This is a genomic window from Bradyrhizobium sp. 159 (genome assembly GCF_023073795.1).
Taxonomy (GTDB): Bacteria; Pseudomonadota; Alphaproteobacteria; order Rhizobiales; family Xanthobacteraceae; genus Bradyrhizobium.
Genome location: NZ_JADPKE010000068.1, coordinates 103,308 through 120,901, shown reverse-complemented (window position 1 = coordinate 120,901; position 17,594 = coordinate 103,308). Strand labels below are relative to the sequence as shown.

The following is a 17,594-nucleotide window of genomic DNA, read 5'->3' as shown; positions in this document are numbered from 1 at the left end:
GCTCTACTCCACCTTGCGAATGCGTTCGATCAGCGCGGCCGCGGCCGGATCACGCCCAGCCTTGGCATAGATTGGGGCCATCGCCTCCTCGAACGGCTTGCGGTCGACGTCCTTGATGACCGTGACGCCCGCGTCCTGGGCCTTGCGCTGCGACTGCTCCTCGAGATCGCGCCATTTCTCGCGCATGAAGCGGCCAGAGCGCTGCGCGGCCTCCCTGAAGATCACCTGCTCCTCCGCCGAGAGGCTCTTCCAGGCCTTCAGCGAGATCACCAGCACTTCCGGGCTCATCGTGTGCTCGGTGAGCGTGTAATGGCCGGCGTGTTTGTAATGGTCTGTCGTCACGAAGGATGGCCAGTTGTTTTCGGCGCCGTCGATCAGGTGGTTGGCAAGCCCGGTGAGCACCTGCCCGTAAGGCAGCTCGACCGCTTCGGCGCCGAGCGCGCGCATCATCTGGCTCATCAACTCCGACTGCTGTACCCGGATCCGCATTCCCTTGAGATCGGCGACGCTTCGGACCGGGCGGAGAGCGTTGTAGATCGACCGCGCGCCGGAATCGTAGAAGGCGAGCCCGACGAACCCATAGGGCTCGAAGCTGCCGAGGATCTCGCTGCCGATCGGCCCGTCCAGCACCTTCTGCATGTGCTCGATGGACCGAAACAGGAACGGCATGGCCAGCACATTCATCGCCGGAACGAAATTGCCGATCAGCGCCACGTTGGTCCGGTTGAGGTCGATCGCGCCAGCGCGGGTCTGCTCGATGGTCTCCTTTTCCTCACCGAGCTGGCGGGAGTGGAACACCTTGATCTCGTGCCGGCCGCCGGTGCGCTCGGCGATCAGCGTCCCCATGTAGCGCAGCGCCTGGACGGTCGGGTAATCCTCGGTCTGGGTATCGGCGGCGCGAAATTCGCGCGCAACGGCGTCCGTTGCACAGACGGCAAGCAGAAGCGCGACGAAGATCACCCCGGTCCGCGAGAGTTCGGCACGGCTCAGCACTGGCACACTCAACCCCTCAGTGGTGCAGTCTGTGGCGGAAGGAAAAGGTTCAACGCAATCTAGCAGATGGTAAAGGGAAGGCCATCCCGCTCCGGGCGGTGGGCCGATTGTGCGGCGCGGCCGCCGCGCATTCCCGGTTGAAACTGCCAATGCCGCGCCTTAAGCAGGGCAGCCGCCTTTTGTCGCGCGCGCCGGGAAGAGCCATCGTGATTTCAGCATTGCGCTTTTTGCAGGTCGCCGCCGTCTTTGCGGCTGTCGCCTGGGCCACTCCGGTGCGTGCCGCCACGGACATCGCGCTGTGGCACGCGATGTCCGGCGAGCTCGGCCGGCAGCTCGACAAGCTTGCCGCTGACTTCAACGCTTCGCAATCCGATTACCGGATCGTGCCTGCGTACAAGGGCAATTACACCGAAACGGTGACGGCGGCGATCTTCGCCTTCCGCTCGCGCAGCCAGCCCGCGATCGTCCAGGTCAATGAGGTCGCCACCGCCACCATGACCGCAGCGAAGGGCGCGATCTATCCGGTGTTCAGCCTGATGCGGGACCAGGGCGAGCCGTTCTCGCTGAGCGATTACCTCCCCGCCGTCTCCGGCTATTACACCGATGCAGCCGGCAATCTGTTGTCATTCCCGTTCAATTCTTCGACGCCGATCCTCTACTACAACAAGACCATGTTCCGGGATGCGGGCCTCGATCCGGAAACGCCGCCGAAGACCTGGCCGGAATTGGGACTAGCTGCAAAGCGCCTGCGCGAGCGCGGTGCTCCTTGCGGCTTCACCACGTCCTGGCCGTCCTGGATCCATGTCGAGAATTTCTCCGCCTTTCACAATCTGCCGCTGGCGACGCGGGCGAACGGCTTTGCCGGGCTGGATGCGGAATTGACCATCAACAATCCGTCTCTCGTGCATCACATCGCAGTGCTCAGCGAGTGGCGGAAGACCAAGCTGTTCGACTACAGCGGCCGCGGACAAGCGGCCGAGCCGCGTTTCCAGAACGGCGAATGCGGCATCTTCATCGGCTCCTCGGCAACGCGGGCCGACATCAAGGCGAATTCGAAGTTCGAGATCGGCTACGGCATGATGCCGTACTGGCCCGACGTGAACGGCGCGCCGCAGAATTCGATCATCGGCGGTGCCACGCTCTGGGTGCTGCGCGACCGGCCGCGCGAGGAATACAAGGGCGTGGCGCGGTTCTTCGCCTATCTGTCGCAGCCCGGCGTGCAGGCCGCCTGGCATCAGAACACCGGCTATCTGCCGATCACCCGCGCCGCCTTCGAGCTGACGCGGGCGCAGGGATTCTACGAGCGCAATCCCGGCTCGGCGATCTCGTTCGAGCAGATCACGCTGCATCCGCCGACGGAGAACTCCAAGGGCGTCCGGCTTGGCTCCTTCATTCTGATCCGCGGCGTGATCGAGGACGAGCTGGAGCAGGCTTTCTCCGGCCACAAGAGCGCGCAAGCCGCGCTGGATTCGGCAGTCGAGCGCGGTAACAAGCTCTTGCGCCAGTTCGAGCGTGCCAGCCCGGAGCGGTAGGCACCTCGGTGCCGTCGCAAAGAAGGTGCGCTCCCTCCCCCGCCTGCGGGGGAGGGCAGGGGAGAGGGTTGTCTCCGCAACGGGACAATCCCCTAGAGGAGAAAACCCTCACCCGACGCTTCGCGTCGACCTCTCCCGCAAGCGGGAGAGGTGCACCGCCTGCTCGGTTTGCACTGAGTCAATCAAGCTTCTCTTGCTGAGTGAATGCGGATGACCAAAGGTCCGTCGCAACAGCTGCCTCACCTCACCGATGCCGCAAGCTTCCGCGCCTTCCGCTCCGCGTCCGCGCAATGGCTGCCGATCGCGCTCGACATCGCCCGCAGCCACGGCCTCGATGCCGGCTCGCCGCAGGTATTTGCGACCGGCACCAATCTCGTGGTCGGCCTCGGCGACACGCTGATCCTGAAGATCTTCCCGCCGCTGCTCGCAGCGCAGTTCGCCTCGGAGCGCGCCTCGCTGACGCAGCTCGCCGGCCGTCTGCACCTGCCGATCCCCGAGATCGTCGCGGACGGGATGCGCGACGGCTGGCCCTATCTCGTCATCACGCGGCTTGCCGGCACGCTGGGCTCGGAGGTCTGGCCCTCACTGCCGGAGCGGCAGAAGGAGCGTCTGCTGCGCCAGATCGGAGAGATCATCGCCTCCGTGCAGCGCGTTCCGCTAGGGGAGCTCGCGTCCATCGAGCCGCGCTGGGACGCGTTCATGCACGCCCAGATGCAGGGCTGTAAGGCGCGGCACACGCGCCTCGGTCTCGCGCCGAAATTCCTCGCCGGCCTCGACGATCTCCTGCGCGATGCGGCAAAACTCATTCCAATGGATGCGCCGCCGGTGATCCTGATCGGCGAATACATTCCGGAGAATTTTCTGCTCGCCTGTGATGACGGCCAATGGTCGCTCGCCGGCCTGTTTGACTTCGGCGACGTCCTGACGGGGTGGCGCGATTACGATTTGCTCGGGCCCAGCGCTTTCATGGCGGCGGGACGGCCGGGCAGGGTGCGCAGCCTGCTCGACGGCTTTGGCTATGCAAAGCTCGACTTCGCGCTCAAGCGGCGCCTGATGGCGCTGATGCTGCTGCACCGGGCCAGCGACCTCAACAGCCACATCTGTGTCGAAGGCTGGCAGGAGAGGGCGAATGATCTGGTCGAATTGCAGGAGCTGATCTGGCCTGGGTGATCCCGCCCCACAGTCCGGGGCGCTGCGGAGCGGCAAGCCCGGAATCATTGTCCCGCGCATTCTGCGGCTGGATGGATTCCGGGCTCGATGCTGCGCATCGCCCTGGAATGACGGCCAATCCTCATCGCTTCAGCAGGTCGCCACGCTACCTGCTCAAGGGATTCTGCTATCGCCTCTGAATGGGCCTCTGCGCTCCGGCTTAATATTTAGGCAATTTCCTGTCCTTGTATGCAGAAGAGGAGCGTGCCGCATCGGCTGTGAAAGGCCTCCTGCCTTCATTTTCGTGGAATACCAATGTCTTAGGATCAGGCTAAGCCTCCATTAAGCCTTGGCACGAACCTTGCGAATCCGGCTCCAACCAAAAACTTTGTGTTGGAGCGATTTCATGAAGCGCCGCGATTTCCTCAAGTCCGTTTCCGGATTGGCCGCTGGCGCGGCGCTCCCGGCCATGCCCTCGATGATCTCCTCGGCCGAAGCCGATGCGCGCTCCGAGACGCTGCTGATCGTCTCCGAGGGCGGCCCCAACAATCTCGACATCCACGGCGTCGGCACCAACGTGCCCGGCTATGAGGTGTCCTGGAATTGCTACGACCGCCTGATCAGCCACGAGATGAAGAGCGGTCCCGGCGGCGTGCCTTATTACGACCGCGACAAGTTCAAGGGCGAGCTCGCCGAGGACTTCAAGATCGACGACATGTCGGTCACCTTCAAGCTGAAGAAGAACGCCAAATTCCACGACGGGGCGCCGGTCACCGCCAAGGACGTGAAATGGTCGCTCGACCGCGCCGTCAGCGTCGGCGGCTTCCCGACCTTCCAGATGAGCGCGGGCTCGCTGACCAAGCCGGAGCAGTTCGTCGTCATCGACGACCATACGGTGCGCGTCGATTTCCTGAAGAAGGACAAGCTGACGATTCCCGATCTCGCGGTCATCGTGCCCTGCATCGTCAATTCCGAGTTGGTGAAGAAGAACGCCAGCGAGAAGGACCCTTGGGGCCTCGAATTCACCAAGCAGCAGACCGCGGGCTCCGGCGCCTACAAGGTGACGAAGTGGACGGCCGGCACCGAGGTCATCATGGAGCGCAACGAGGATTGGGTCGGCGGTCCCTTGCCCAAGATCAAGCGCGTGATCTGGCGCATGGTGCCGCAGGCCGGCAACCGCCGGGCCCTGCTCGAGCGCGGCGATGCCGACATCTCCTATGAGCTGCCGTTCAGGGATTTTCAGGAGATGAAGGCGAACGGCAAGCTCAACGTTGTATCGCTGCCGTTCTCCAACGGCATCCAGTATATCGGCATGAACGTCACCAAGCCGCCGTTCGACAATCCCAAGGTGCGGCAGGCCATCGCCTTTGCATTGCCGTACCAGAAGATCATGGAAGCGGTGCTGTTCGGGCTCGGCAATCCCATGTTCGGCGCGCCCAAGGACAAGCCGACCGAAGTCGCCTGGCCGCAGCCGCACAAATTCAACACCGACATGGACAAGGCGAAGGCGCTGCTCAGCGAAGCCGGCTACGCCAACGGTTTCGAGACCACGATCTCATTCGATCTCAACTTCGCCGGCGTCAACGAGCCGCTCTGCGTGCTGGTGCAGGAGAGCCTCGCCCAGCTCGGCATCAAGACCACCATCAACAAGGTGCCCGGCGCCAACTGGCGCACCGAATTGAACAAGAAGGAGATGCCGCTTTTCACCAACGTGTTCTCGGGCTGGCTCGATTACCCCGAATACTTCTTCTACTGGTGCTATCACGGCAACAATTCCGTCTTCAACACCATGAGCTACAAGTCGGCGGAGATGGACAAGCTCATCGACGGCGCGCGCACGGCCGCAGCCACCGGCGACAAGGCAGCCTATGAGGCCGACGTAAAAGGCTTCGTCGATCTCGCCTATTCCGACCTTCCGCGCATCCCGCTGTACCAGCCCTTCGTCAACGTCGCGATGCAGAAGAACATCAGCGGCTACCAGTACTGGTTCCACCGCCGCCTGGATTACCGCGCGATGGCGAAGGGGTGAGGGGGCATGGTCGGCGCGCGCGATATGGTCGCGACTCTGGCTGCGTTTCCGAGTGAGGTGGCCACTGCTCTCTCACTCCCTCCCCCCTTGTGGGGGAGGGGCGGGGAGGGGGGTAGCCACAAACTCCGACCTCTCCCGGAGCCACTCCCCTCCCTAGCCCTCCCCCACAAGGGGGGAGGGAACGCAGTGGAGTGTGCGGCCAGCAGCGCGCGCAACACGCCCAGGAGCACCGCATGCTGACCATGATCGGCAAGCGGTTGATGTTCGCGATCCCCTCGCTGATCGGCGTCGTCATCGTCACCTTCCTGCTGACGCGCGCGCTGCCAGGCGATCCCGCCGCCTACTTCGCCGGCCCCGCCGCGACCAAGGAAGCCGTCGAACAGATCCGCAAGAAGCTCGGCCTCGACAGGCCGCTGATCGAGCAGTTCTTCCGCTACACCAACGATCTCGCTCATGGCGATTTCGGCAACTCGCTGACCACCGGCCAGCCGGTCGCGGCCGAGATCCGCAACCGCCTGCCGGCGTCCGCCGAGCTGACGCTGCTCGGCCTCTTCGTCTCGATCGCCATCGCCATTCCGCTCGGCGTGCTGGCGGCAACGCGGCCGGGATCGTGGATCGACCATCTCTGCCGCGTCACCACCACGGCCGGCGTGTCGCTGCCGGTGTTCGTCACCGGCCTCGTGCTGGTCTATCTCTTCTATTTCCGTCTCGGCTGGTCGCCGGCGCCGCTCGGCCGGCTCGACGTGTTCTACAGCGCGCCGCCGACAGTGACCGGCTTCTACCTGATCGACACGCTGCTCGCGCGCGACATTGAGGCGTTCCGCTCCGCGCTGAGCCAGCTGATCTTGCCCGCGACGACGCTCGCGATCTTCTCGCTGGCGCCGATCGCGCGCATGACGCGCGCCTCGATGCTGGCGGTGCTGGCTTCGGAGTTCGTGCGAACGGCCCGCGCCAGCGGCCTGTCGCCGGGGACCGTCATCGTCACCTACGCCTTCCGCAACGCCATGCTTCCGGTCATCACCACGCTGAGCATGGTGTTCTCGTTCCTCTTGGGTGCCAACGTGCTGGTGGAGAAAGTGTTCGCATGGCCTGGCATCGGCTCCTATGCGGTGGAAGCGCTGATCTCGTCCGACTTCGCGCCGGTGCAGGGCTTCGTGCTGACCATGGCCGTCATGTACGTGCTGCTCAATCTCGTGATCGACATTTTGTACGGCGTGATCGATCCGCGCGTCAGGCTGGAGGGATAGCGCATGAGGTTTGGTGGGATTAAGCTAGCCGCGGGGACGGTCACCTCTCCCGCTTGCGGGAGAGGTCGGCGCGTAGCGCCGGGTGAGGGCTCTTTCCTCTTGGGGAGCCTCAATGAGGAGACACCCCCACCCCAGCCCTCCCCCGCAAGCGGGAGAGGGGGCGCACTTCCTTTGTGGCAACAACCGGATTCGACCGCATCACGATTCTGGGGGACATCATGAGCACCGTTGCACCAGCGGTCGAGCCCGTCGGCCCCGCCCGCACCTCGGGCCTGGTCGCAATCCTCGAACAGACGCGCTATGTGCTCGGCGAGAACAAGGTCACGGGCTTCGCCTTCGCGCTGCTGATTCTGATCCTGGCCGCCGCGATCTTCGGCCCCTATGTCGTGCCGTATGATCCGCTCGCCTCCGATACCGCCGTCGCGCTGAACCCGCCGTCGGCGGCGCACTGGTTCGGCACCGACCAGCTCGGTCGCGACATCTTTAGCCGCGTCATCGTCGCCACGCGGCTCGATGTTTTCATCGCGGTCGCCTCCATCGCGCTGGTGTTCTTGATGGGCGGGCTCGCCGGCATCGCCGGCGGTTATTTCGGCGGCTGGACCGACCGCATCGTCGGCCGCATCGCCGACACGATCATGGCTTTCCCGCTGTTCGTGCTGGCGATGGGCATCGTCGCTGCGCTCGGCAACACCGTGCAGAACATCATCCTCGCCACCGCGATCGTGAACTTCCCACTCTATGCCCGCGTCGCTCGCGCCGAGGCCAATGTCCGCCGCAATGCCGGCTTCGTGCAGGCGGCACGTCTGTCCGGCAACGGCGAATTCCGCATCCTCCTGGTGCACATCCTGCCGAACATCATGCCGATCATGATCGTGCAGATGTCGCTGACCATGGGCTACGCCATCCTCAACGCCGCCGGCCTGTCCTTCATCGGCCTCGGCGTCCGCCCGCCCACCGCCGAATGGGGCATCATGGTCGCCGAAGGTGCGGGCTTCATGGTCTCGGGCGAGTGGTGGATCGCGCTATTCCCCGGCCTTGCTTTGATGATCGCCGTGTTCTGCTTCAACCTCCTCGGCGACGGCCTGCGCGACATCGTCGACCCGCAGCGGAGGACGTGATGGTGGTCGGATTCGTGCAGCGAAGTCGTGAGGAGGGCACGTCTCTCTCGCTCCCTCCCCCCTTGTGGGGGAGGGCAGGGGAGGGGGGTAGCCCCAAGCGACGTCGGAGTTCGTGGCTACCCCCCTCCCTGCCCCTCCCCCGCAAGGGGGGAGGGAATGAGAGAGCCAAACCTCCCTCACGCGCAAAAATCCGTCAAAAATTCCCCAATGATTCCAACGCCATTCTACTGTGCATGGGGTTGTTTTCGCGTTTTTTGAGCGGCGGGACCGCGTCATGACGGCCCAACCCCTGCTCGACGTCCAGGACCTCACCGTCGAATTCACCACCCGTCGCGGCATCGTCAAAGCGGTGCAGCAGGTCAGCATCTGCCTCGCCAAGGGCGAGACGCTGGCGATCGTCGGCGAGTCCGGATCCGGCAAGTCGGTGACCTCCTATGCGGTGATGCGCATCCTCGATCGCGCGGGGCGGATCGCCGAAGGCTCCGTGATGTTCTCCGGCATCGACGTCAAGGCCGCGACCGAGGACCAGATGCGCGATCTGCGCGGCCGCGAGGTCTCGATGATTTTCCAGAATCCGCGCGCCGCCCTGAATCCGATCCGCAAGGTGGGCGACCAGATCGAGGACGTCTTGCGTACCCATGTGCAGCAGGCCCAGGTCGCCGACCATGGTGAAAAAGCCATTGAGGCGCTGGAGCAGGTCAAGATCGCCCGGCCGCGCGAGCGCTACCACGCCTATCCGTTCGAGCTGTCAGGCGGCATGTGCCAGCGCGTCGTCATCGCGCTCGCGCTGGCCTGCAATCCGCAGCTCCTGATCGCGGACGAGCCGACCACCGGCCTCGACGTCACCACGCAGAAGGCGGTGATGGACCTGATCGTCGAGCTGACCAAACGACGTGCGATGTCGACCATCCTGATCACGCACGACCTCGGCCTCGCCGCCGCCTATTGCGACCGTGTGGTGGTGATGGAGAAGGGAAGGGTGGTTGAGACCGCCAAGGCCGCCGACATCTTCGCGAGCCCGCAGCACCCCTACACCAAGAAGCTGATGCGCGCGACGCCGCGGCTGGGTGTATCGTTGCGAGACTTGCTGCCGGAGGAGGGGGCTGGAGCGGCGCAATCCCCATCCGTCATGGCCGGGCTTGACCCGGCCATCCATCACACTTCGAAAGACCACCCTCAGTCGATGGACCCCCGGGTCAAGCCCGGGGGTGACGAGAGTACAAAGCCCCTTCTCCTCGTCGAAAAGCTCGTCAAGGAATACCCCCGCCAGGGCGCGACCGCCGTGCTCGGCAAATTGTTCGGCCGCAAGCCGCCCGTCGAGCCGGACGTGTTCCGCGCCGTCGACGGCATCAGCTTCTCGATTCGCGTCGGCGAGAGCGTCGGCCTGGTCGGCGAGTCCGGCTGCGGCAAATCGACGACGTCGATGATGGTGATGCGCCTGCTCGACCAGACCTCGGGCCTGATCCAATTCGGCGGCGATGACATCGGCAGCATCGCGCCTGCCGCCTTCGCCCGGCTGCCGCAGCGCAGCCGCATCCAGATGGTGTTCCAGGACCCGACCGACAGCCTCAACCCGCGCTTCACCGCCGCGCGCGCCATCGCGGACCCGATCATGCATCTCGGCGACATCAGGGGGCGCGACGCGCTGCGCGCCCGTTGCGAGGACCTGGCCACGATGGTCGGCCTGCCGCACGACCTGCTCGATCGCTTCCCACATCAATTGTCCGGCGGCCAGAAGGCCCGCGTCGGCATCGCCCGCGCCATTGCCCTGCATCCAAAACTCATCATCCTGGACGAGCCGACGGCGGCGCTTGACGTGTCGGTGCAGGCCGTTGTCCTCAATCTACTTCAGGACCTGAAGCAGCGCCTAGGTATGAGCTATCTGTTCGTCTCGCATGATTTGAATGTGGTGCGCTTGTTGTGCGATCGTGTCATTGTGATGCGGACGGGACGGATCGTCGAAGAAGGCTCTTCCGAGAAGGTCTTGAGCGATCCGCAGGACGCCTACACCAAGGAACTGCTGATGGCGATCCCGCATCCGCCGTTGCAGGTTCACTGAGATAGTTTGGGAGCGTGATGGCCGAGCCGCTGGACGACTATATCGAAGCCGTATCGAAGGCGCTTGCGCTACCGGTCGAGGAGGCCTGGAGACCCGCCGTTCGCGCCAATCTCGAAGTCTCGCTGCGGCTTGGCCGCCTCGTCGACGAATTCGCGCTGCCGGACGAGACCGAGCCGGCGCCGATTTTCACGGCCTGATGTCGCCATGATCACAAAGCCAGAGATGACCGCCACCGAGATCGCGAGCGCGGTTGCGGGCGGCAGGATGTCGGCGCTCGCTGCCACGGAAACAGCTCTCGCGCGCATCAAGCAGCACGACACCATCCTCAATTCCTTCACCGATGTCACCGCCGACCGCGCCCGTGCCAAGGCGCGCGCGATCGATGCCGAGATCGCCGCGGGTAAGAAAGTCGGCCCGCTCGCCGGCGTGCCCTTTGCAGTGAAGAACCTGTTCGACGTAGCTAACCTCGTGACGCGCGCGGGCTCGAAGATCAACCGCGACCTCTCGCCAGCCAGGCGCGACGCCGCGCTGATCGAGCGGATGGAAGCAGCCGGCGCCGTGCTGGTCGGTGCGCTCAACATGGGTGAATACGCCTACGACTTCACCGGCGAGAACGTCCATGACGGTCCCTCGCGCAATCCGCATGACACCACGCGGATGACCGGCGGCTCCTCGGGTGGATCGGGCAGCGCCGTTGGCGCCGCGTTGGTGCCGATCGCGCTGGGCTCGGACACCAATGGCTCAATCCGGGTGCCGTCCTCGTTCTGCGGCATCTTTGGTTTGAAGCCGACCTACGGCCGGCTGTCGCGAGCGCGCTCGTTCCCGTTTGTCGCGAGCCTCGATCATCTCGGCCCGCTGGCACGCTCCGTCGCCGACCTCGCGCTCGCCTATGACGTCATGCAGGGACCGGATGCCGACGATGGCGCCTGCACCACGCGTGGCGTCGAACAGGTGGCGCCGCTGCTCGGCCAGTCCATCTCGGGCTTGCGCATCGCGATCGCCGGCGGTCACTTTCAGAAGAACGTGTTTCCGGAAGCCGTCGAAGCCGTCAGCCGCGTTGCCAAGGCGCTTGGCGCGACTGAGATCGTCGACATTCCCGAAGCCTCGCGCGCCCGCGCGGCGGCTTACGTCATCACCACTACCGAAGGCGCTTCGCTGCATCTCGATCGCCTGCGCAAGCGCCCGAACGATTTTGATCCTGCCGTGCGCGACCGGCTGATTGCGGGCGCCATGGTACCGGCGCCGCTGGTCGACCGCGCACAAAAATTCCGACGCTGGTATCGCGGCCAGCTCGCCGAGATTTTTAAGTCTGTCGACGTGTTGCTTGCGCCGGCGACGCCGTGCACCGCGCCGAAGCTTGGCCAGATCAATTTCACGCTCGACGGCGTCGAGCTGCCGGTGCGCGCCAATATCGGCATCCACACCCAGCCGATCTCCTTTATCGGCCTGCCGGTCGTCGCCGTGCCGGTGCCGCTCGAGCCGCTGCCGATCGGCGTGCAGATCATCGCCGCGCCCTGGCGCGAGGACCTCGCCTTGCGCGTCGCGTACGCACTGGAGAAAATGGGCGTGGTATCGGCGCCGTCGCCAAGGGGACTTTAAGAGGATTTTGAGATGGAGATCGATCTTCCCGACGTGATCGCCGAAGTCAGAGCCGCGTTCGAGCGCTATGAGCAGGCCCTCGTCAGCAACGACGTCGCCGTGCTCGGTGAGCTCTTCCGCAACGACCCCCGCACGCTGCGCTACGGTATCGGCGAGAACCTCTACGGCTATGAGGCGATCTCCGGCTTTCGCGCCGGCCGCTCGCCGGTCGGCCTGAACCGGCGCACCGCGAAGACCGTGATTACGAGCTATGGCCGCGACACGGCCGTGGCCTCCACCTTGTTCTATCGCGACACCGCGCCCGGCAAGGTCGGCCGGCAGATGCAGACCTGGATTCGCTTTCCGGAGGGCTGGCGCGTCGTCGCCGCCCATGTCAGCATCATCGACGAGCCGAAAGAGACCGTATGAGGCTTGACGACTTTCCGCCGGGAGCGCTGCCAGCCGAGCCGGTGGTGCCGCGCGTCGACCGTCCCTCACCGTCGCTGCACAAGGTCACGCGCGCGGAAGAGCTGCGTCTTCAGCTCGCCGACGAGATCGTGCGTGGAACTTTGGCTCCCGGTGCGCCGCTCGACGAGACCGACATCGCGCGGCGCTTCAGCGTCTCGCGCACGCCGGTGCGCGAGGCGTTGCGCCAGCTCGTCGCGAGCGGTCTTGTCGAGGCGCGCGCCCATCGTGGGGCAGTGGTGGCGCAGCCCTCGATCGAGCGGCTGAAGAGCATGTTCGAGGCGATGGCGGAGCTCGAGGCATTGTGCGCCGGCCTTGCCGCCGAGCGCATGTCGGCCGCCGAGCGGCACGGCCTGGAGGCCGTCCACGAGGAGCTACGGGTGCTGAGCTATGCCGGCAATCCCGAGCGTTTCCACGAGGTCAACGAGCGCTTCCACAACGCGATCTATGCGGGATCGCAGAACGGCTACATCGCCGAGATCACGCTCGCCACCCGCGTCCGCGTGCAGCCGTTCCGCCGCGCCCAGTTCCGCAATCTCGGACGGCTCGCCAAGTCGCAAGCTGAGCACGACCGCGTCGTCGTCGCCATCATGCGCGGTGACAAGCAGGGCGCCGCGGCAGCCATGCGCGCGCATATCGAATTGGTCCGCGGGGAGTATGAGATCTATTCGGTGTCGGTGTAGGGCGACTCGCTCGGTGCGGTAGGGTGGGCAAAAGGTGCGAAGCACCGTGCCCACCATCCATCCGCAATGATGTTGGATGGTGGGCACGCTTCGCTTTACCCACCCTACCGCACCTACGTCGTCGCGGCTTCCGCCATATACTTCCGCCAGCCGCCATACGCCGTGATGTCGCGTGCATCGGGCAACGCCTCCGGCTCGACGAGAAACCCTTTCACACTGCGGCCGTCAGTAAGCCTTATCGTGCCGATCGCCATCGGCGAAGGAATCGCATTGACGAACTTGCCGAAGGCAGACGACGACAGGGACCAGATCTCCAGCTCGATTGCGGCGCCCTTGCCGGCTTCGACGCGCAGCATGCCCGGCTTGGGCGGCGTCGTCTTGAGTGCATAGAGCTTGTAGTCCGGCGCGGTCTTGGTCGCTTCGATCAGGCGTCCGTTCAGCGCCTTGAGCTCGCCATTCAGCGCCATGCCGGAGAGATGGGCGCCGACGACTGCGATCGGAATCTCCTCGCCGCTGCTTGCGGGCAGCGGCGCGAGCGGTGCTTGCGCCACGTTCTTTGCGCCGAGACCCAGCTGCGTATCCGCATGGAACACACGGCCGATGCTGGCGAGCAACGCATCGCACCCTGCGGGGGCGAGCAGCGTAATGCCGAACGGAATGCCGTCGGCGCGCATCGACGCCGGCACGGCAAGGCCGCAGAGGTCGAGCAGATTGACAAAGTTGGTGTAGGTACCGAGCCGGCTGTTGAGCTCGATTGGATTGGCTAGCACCTCCGCGGTCGTATAGGCGCTCGGCGCGGCCGGCAGCACCAGCGCGTCGATGTTCGCAAATGTGCGCTCGGCGATCTTGCGCAGGCCCTGCAGGCGATAGAGCGCGCAGAAGGTCTCGGCGGCCGTCAACCGCGCGCCGGCCGCCGTGATCTCGCGCGTCACGGGGTGGATCGCATCGGGTGCGGACGCGAGCAGATCCTTGATCACGAGGTAGCGCTCGGCGACCCACGGGCCCTCATAGAGCAGCCGCGCCGTCTCGTAGAATGGCTCGAGGTCGAACTCGACGAGATCCGCGCCAAGCGCGCTCCAGCGTTTCAGCGCATCGCCGTAGGCGGCTTCCGCCGTCTTGTCGCCGAAGAAGATCAACTGCCCGTTGCGTGGCACGCCGAGGCGCAAATTCGCCGGGAACGGCGTGAGCTGCTGAAGCGGCCGGTCGCGCGAGAACGGGTCGGCCTGATCCGGGCCGGCCATCACGGAGAGCGCCAGCGCGGCGTCATCGACTGTCAGTGCGAACACCGAGATGCAGTCCAACGTGCGGCAGGCGGGCACGAGACCTGCGGTCGAGATCATGCCGAGGCTCGGCTTCAGCCCGACGATGTTGTTGAGCATCGCCGGCACGCGGCCGCTGCCGGCAGTGTCGGTACCGAGTGAGAGCGGCACGAGCCCGGCGCCGACGGCGACTGCCGAGCCCGAACTCGATCCGCCGGGAATGAGATCCTCATGGATCGAATTTTTGGGAATGCCGTAGGGCGAGCGCACGCCGACCAGGCCGGTCGCGAACTGATCGAGATTGGTCTTGCCGATGATAATGGCGCCCGCAGCGCGCAGGCGCTCCACGGCGCTGGAGTCGCGCGTTGGCGTATAGGCGAAGGCCGGACAGGCCGCGGTGGTCGGAAATCCCAGCGCGTCGATATTGTCCTTCACCGCAACCGGCACGCCATAGAGCGGCAGGCTCGCGGCATCCTTCGTGGCAAGTCTCTCGGCCTCCGCGATCGCGTCCTTCTCGTCGCGCAGGCTGATGAAGACCGCAGGATCGTTGTGGTCGCGAATGCGCTGGTAGGTCCGTGCGACCGTCTGCGCCGGCGTCAGCGTGCCCGCGCGATGCGCGGCCACAATCGCGGCGATCGTTTCAGGCTGCTCAGCCCCCATGACGACAAAACTCCGGCAACTGGTTCACCCGGCTCGAAGCAAGCGATGTGCCATTGTGTACAGCATCGAGGTTGGGCAAATACCCAGGATAATATCGTGATATCAGGGCTTTGCAGCGAGCTGGGGGTCGAGCGCACGCGCTTGGTTAGGGGGCATCTGCTTAAATTATGAGCAGCCGGGGTCACGTAAAGTCGGCGAGAATCCGAAGCAGGTGTTGCCGGTTCTCCCTTCCGATCTTCGCCTCGACATGCCGCTCATGCTCCGCGGCAAGTCGTTTGAACTTGGCCAGTGCCGTCGCGCCCTGCGCCGTGAGGTGCAACGCGTGCGAGCGCCGGTCCGTCTTCGACTTGACCCGCTTCACATATCTGCGCCGTTCGAGGCTGTCGAGCAGATGCACCAGCCGCGCGCGCTCGATGCCGAGGCGCTTGGCTACCGCCATCTGCGACAGGCCCGGATTGGCACCGATCACCGTCAGCACCGAATATTGCGTCGGCCTGATGTCGACCTCACCGAGCGTCCTGATGAAGTCCTGAAAGATCCATATCTGGAGGCGCCGCACCGCGTAGCCGGCATGCCCGACTAACGCATCGAGGCCGACCTCGTCGGAGTCACTCCGCTGCACTGCGCCGTTGCCGGCGCGTTTGCGTGGGGACGTCTGGGCTGCGCTGCTTGTCACATCGTGTCTCCCTCGGCGCGACCTTAGCGCCTCGACGGGCGGCGCGAAAGATTGTTGTTGACGACAACAATTGTCCCGCCCAACATTGTGGCCAAGCAGCCCGGAACGAGGCGGCAGCCGATCCCGAATCCGGGCGGAGGAGGAAACCCCATGACGACCGCCCCACGCGGTGACGCTGCAAGCCTGTTCGCAACGCCAAGGACGGTCGCAGAGCATCGCGCCGACGGCAGCATCGTGCTGCGCTCGCCCGAGCCACTTGGCGCGAGCGCGCGCTGCACCGGCGACTGGCTGGAGCAATGGGCGCGGCAAACATCCGATACGATCTTCCTCGCCGAGCGCGGCAGTGCCGATGCGCCTTGGACTACCGTCACCTATGCGCAGGCGCTGCGGCAGGTGCGGGCGGCCGCGTCCTGGATCCTGGCGCAGGGCCTCAGTGCCGAGCGACCGCTCGCTATTCTCTCCGACAACAGCATCGATCACGCGCTGCTCGCGCTCGCCGCGCAGCATGTCGGCGTGCCCTCAGCGGCCGTTTCATCCGCCTATTCGCTGGTGTCGAAAGATTTCGACAAGCTCAGGAGCATGATCGCGCTGCTCGCGCCGGGCGCGATCTATGTCTCCGCAACCAAGCCATTTGCGGCGGCGCTGGCCGCGATCAGGCCGTTGCACACGGCGCAGATCATCAGCGGCCATGCCGACGACGCCGATGCGCTGTCGTTCCGCTCCATTGCGGAGACCGTAGAGACGCTCGACGTCGCCAGAGCCTTCGCCGCGGTGACGCCGGATACGATCGCGAAATTCCTGTTCACCTCGGGCTCGACCGGTACGCCCAAGGCGGTCATCAACACCCAGCGAATGCTGACCTCGAGCCAACAGGCCAAGGCGCAGACCTGGACGTTTCTCGAACCGGGCCGCGGCGATCTCGTGATCCTCGATTGGCTGCCCTGGAGCCACACCTTCGGCGCCAACCACAATTTCAACCTCGTGCTGCGCAACGGCGGCTCGCTCTATATCGACGGCGGCAAGCCCGCGCCGGGTCTGTTTGCGACGTCCCTCGCCAATCTACGAAGCGTGATGCCGACGGTCTATTTCAACGTGCCGCGCGGCTTCGACATGCTGACCGCGGCACTGCGCGGCGACGAGGAGCTGCGCCGCCGCTTCTTCGGCGAGGTGAAATTCGCTTTCTATGCCGGCGCGGCGCTGCCGCAGAATATCTGGGATGCACTCGAAGATCTCTCGATCAAGACCGTCGGCCATGCGTTGCCGATGGTCTCGGCCTGGGGCTCGACCGAGACGTCCCCGCTCGCGACCGATTGCCATTTCCTCGCAGAACGCTCGGGCAATATCGGCGTGCCGATTCCCGGCACCGAGCTCAAGCTCGTCGCCGCCGGCGACAAGCTGGAAGTTCGCGTGCGCGGCCCCAACGTCACGCCGGGCTATTGGAAGGCGCCGGAGCTGACGAAGCAGGCGTTCGACGACGAAGGCTTCTATCTCATCGGCGATGCCGTAAAGTTTGCCGATGCGAAGCGGCCTGAGCGCGGCTTGTTCTTCGATGGGCGCGTCGCGGAAGATTTCAAGCTCAATTCCGGAACTTGGGTCAGTGTCGGCACCTTGCGTGTCGCCGGCATCGCCGCATTGGCGCCGCTCGCGCAGGATATCGTCGTTACCGGCCATGGCGGCGACGAGGTGCGCTTCCTGGTGTTTCCGAATATTGCTGCCTGCCGCGCCCATGCCGGGCTGGGCGACACGGCGGCTGTGAACGACGTGCTGGCGCATGATAAGGTCAGGACCGCGATCGCGCAGGCTCTGACGCGGCTGAAACAGCAGAGCAGCAACTCCTCCGGCCATGCCACGCGCGCGCTGCTGCTCGCCGAGCCGGCCTCGGTCGACGGCGGCGAGATCACCGACAAGGGCTACATCAACCAGCGCGCCGTGCTGACGCGTCGTGCCGATGCGGTGGCGCGGCTGAATGATGATGCGTCGAGCGAGTGGGTTGGCTTGTAGCTATCTGCTGGTCGAGACGAAGTCAGGCACGCTCTTTCCACGTCGTCGTTGCTGTGCAGAGGGACCCTTGCGACGAAGCAAATCAGACTGTCCCCGTGGAAGGACTTCCGGCGAAATCCGACTAAACGGCTTGGCCGATAGGCCA

The 17,594-nt window shown here is 65.0% G+C and carries 14 protein-coding genes; 11 read left to right on the top strand and 3 right to left on the bottom strand.

The annotated features are described in order from the left end of the window. Window positions 1-3: 3 nt before the first annotated feature. Complete coding sequence (locus tag IVA96_RS19365; RefSeq protein WP_247281889.1) at window positions 4-999, bottom strand: TRAP transporter substrate-binding protein; 996 nt, start codon at window positions 997-999, stop codon at window positions 4-6. Between the two features lie 143 nt (window positions 1,000-1,142). Between IVA96_RS19365 and ugpB the strand changes: the two genes are divergently transcribed. The 10 genes from ugpB to IVA96_RS19315 all read left to right on the top strand — a co-directional run bounded on the left by ugpB (window position 1,143) and on the right by IVA96_RS19315 (window position 12,853). Further along, window positions 1,143-2,525: a sn-glycerol-3-phosphate ABC transporter substrate-binding protein UgpB gene (ugpB, locus tag IVA96_RS19360; RefSeq protein ID WP_247281888.1), complete on the top strand. Its 1,383-nt coding sequence runs from the start codon at window positions 1,143-1,145 to the stop codon at window positions 2,523-2,525. 210 nt (window positions 2,526-2,735) lie between these two features. Further along, on the top strand, window positions 2,736-3,695 hold the full coding sequence (locus IVA96_RS19355) for an aminoglycoside 3'-phosphotransferase/choline kinase family protein (protein WP_247281887.1): 960 nt from the start codon (window positions 2,736-2,738) through the stop codon (window positions 3,693-3,695). A 385-nt stretch (window positions 3,696-4,080) separates the two neighbouring features. After that, window positions 4,081-5,703: an ABC transporter substrate-binding protein gene (locus IVA96_RS19350; protein WP_247418706.1), complete on the top strand. Its 1,623-nt coding sequence runs from the start codon at window positions 4,081-4,083 to the stop codon at window positions 5,701-5,703. A gap of 233 nt (window positions 5,704-5,936) precedes the next feature. Next, a complete protein-coding gene (locus IVA96_RS19345) occupies window positions 5,937-6,950 on the top strand; it encodes an ABC transporter permease (protein WP_247418705.1) in 1,014 nt (337 codons plus the stop codon). A gap of 218 nt (window positions 6,951-7,168) precedes the next feature. After that, the gene (locus tag IVA96_RS19340) at window positions 7,169-8,068 is read left to right on the top strand and encodes an ABC transporter permease (protein ID WP_247281884.1); all 900 of its coding nucleotides are present in this window, start codon (window positions 7,169-7,171) and stop codon (window positions 8,066-8,068) included. 274 nt (window positions 8,069-8,342) lie between these two features. After that, a complete protein-coding gene (locus tag IVA96_RS19335) occupies window positions 8,343-10,127 on the top strand; it encodes an ABC transporter ATP-binding protein (RefSeq protein ID WP_247418703.1) in 1,785 nt (594 codons plus the stop codon). A gap of 17 nt (window positions 10,128-10,144) precedes the next feature. After that, window positions 10,145-10,324 (top strand): DUF4089 domain-containing protein, encoded by a 180-nt coding sequence (locus tag IVA96_RS19330; protein ID WP_247281882.1) that lies wholly within the window; start codon window positions 10,145-10,147, stop codon window positions 10,322-10,324. Between the two features lie 7 nt (window positions 10,325-10,331). Then, window positions 10,332-11,726, top strand: coding sequence for an AtzE family amidohydrolase (locus tag IVA96_RS19325; RefSeq protein ID WP_247418701.1), 1,395 nt, complete (start codon window positions 10,332-10,334; stop codon window positions 11,724-11,726). Between the two features lie 12 nt (window positions 11,727-11,738). After that, window positions 11,739-12,134, top strand: a complete 396-nt coding sequence (gene hpxZ, locus IVA96_RS19320) for an oxalurate catabolism protein HpxZ (protein ID WP_247281880.1) — start codon at window positions 11,739-11,741, stop codon at window positions 12,132-12,134. Next, window positions 12,131-12,853 carry a GntR family transcriptional regulator gene (locus tag IVA96_RS19315; protein ID WP_247281879.1) on the top strand — a complete coding sequence of 241 codons (723 nt, stop codon included), beginning with the start codon at window positions 12,131-12,133 and terminating at the stop codon, window positions 12,851-12,853. The genes hpxZ and IVA96_RS19315 overlap by 4 nt, the downstream gene beginning before the upstream one ends. A 113-nt stretch (window positions 12,854-12,966) precedes the next feature. Here IVA96_RS19315 and atzF read toward each other — a convergent pair whose 3' ends face one another. Together atzF and IVA96_RS19305 are read right to left on the bottom strand one after the other, a co-directional pair. After that, entirely contained in the window at window positions 12,967-14,772 is a 1,806-nt protein-coding gene (atzF, locus tag IVA96_RS19310) for an allophanate hydrolase (RefSeq protein ID WP_247418699.1), read from the bottom strand. A 181-nt stretch (window positions 14,773-14,953) separates the two neighbouring features. After that, entirely contained in the window at window positions 14,954-15,448 is a 495-nt protein-coding gene (locus IVA96_RS19305) for a MarR family winged helix-turn-helix transcriptional regulator (RefSeq protein WP_247281877.1), read from the bottom strand. Window positions 15,449-15,598: 150 nt separating this feature from the next. Between IVA96_RS19305 and IVA96_RS19300 the strand changes: the two genes are divergently transcribed. After that, window positions 15,599-17,449, top strand: a complete 1,851-nt coding sequence (locus IVA96_RS19300) for a feruloyl-CoA synthase (protein ID WP_247281876.1) — start codon at window positions 15,599-15,601, stop codon at window positions 17,447-17,449. Window positions 17,450-17,594 lie beyond the last annotated feature (145 nt).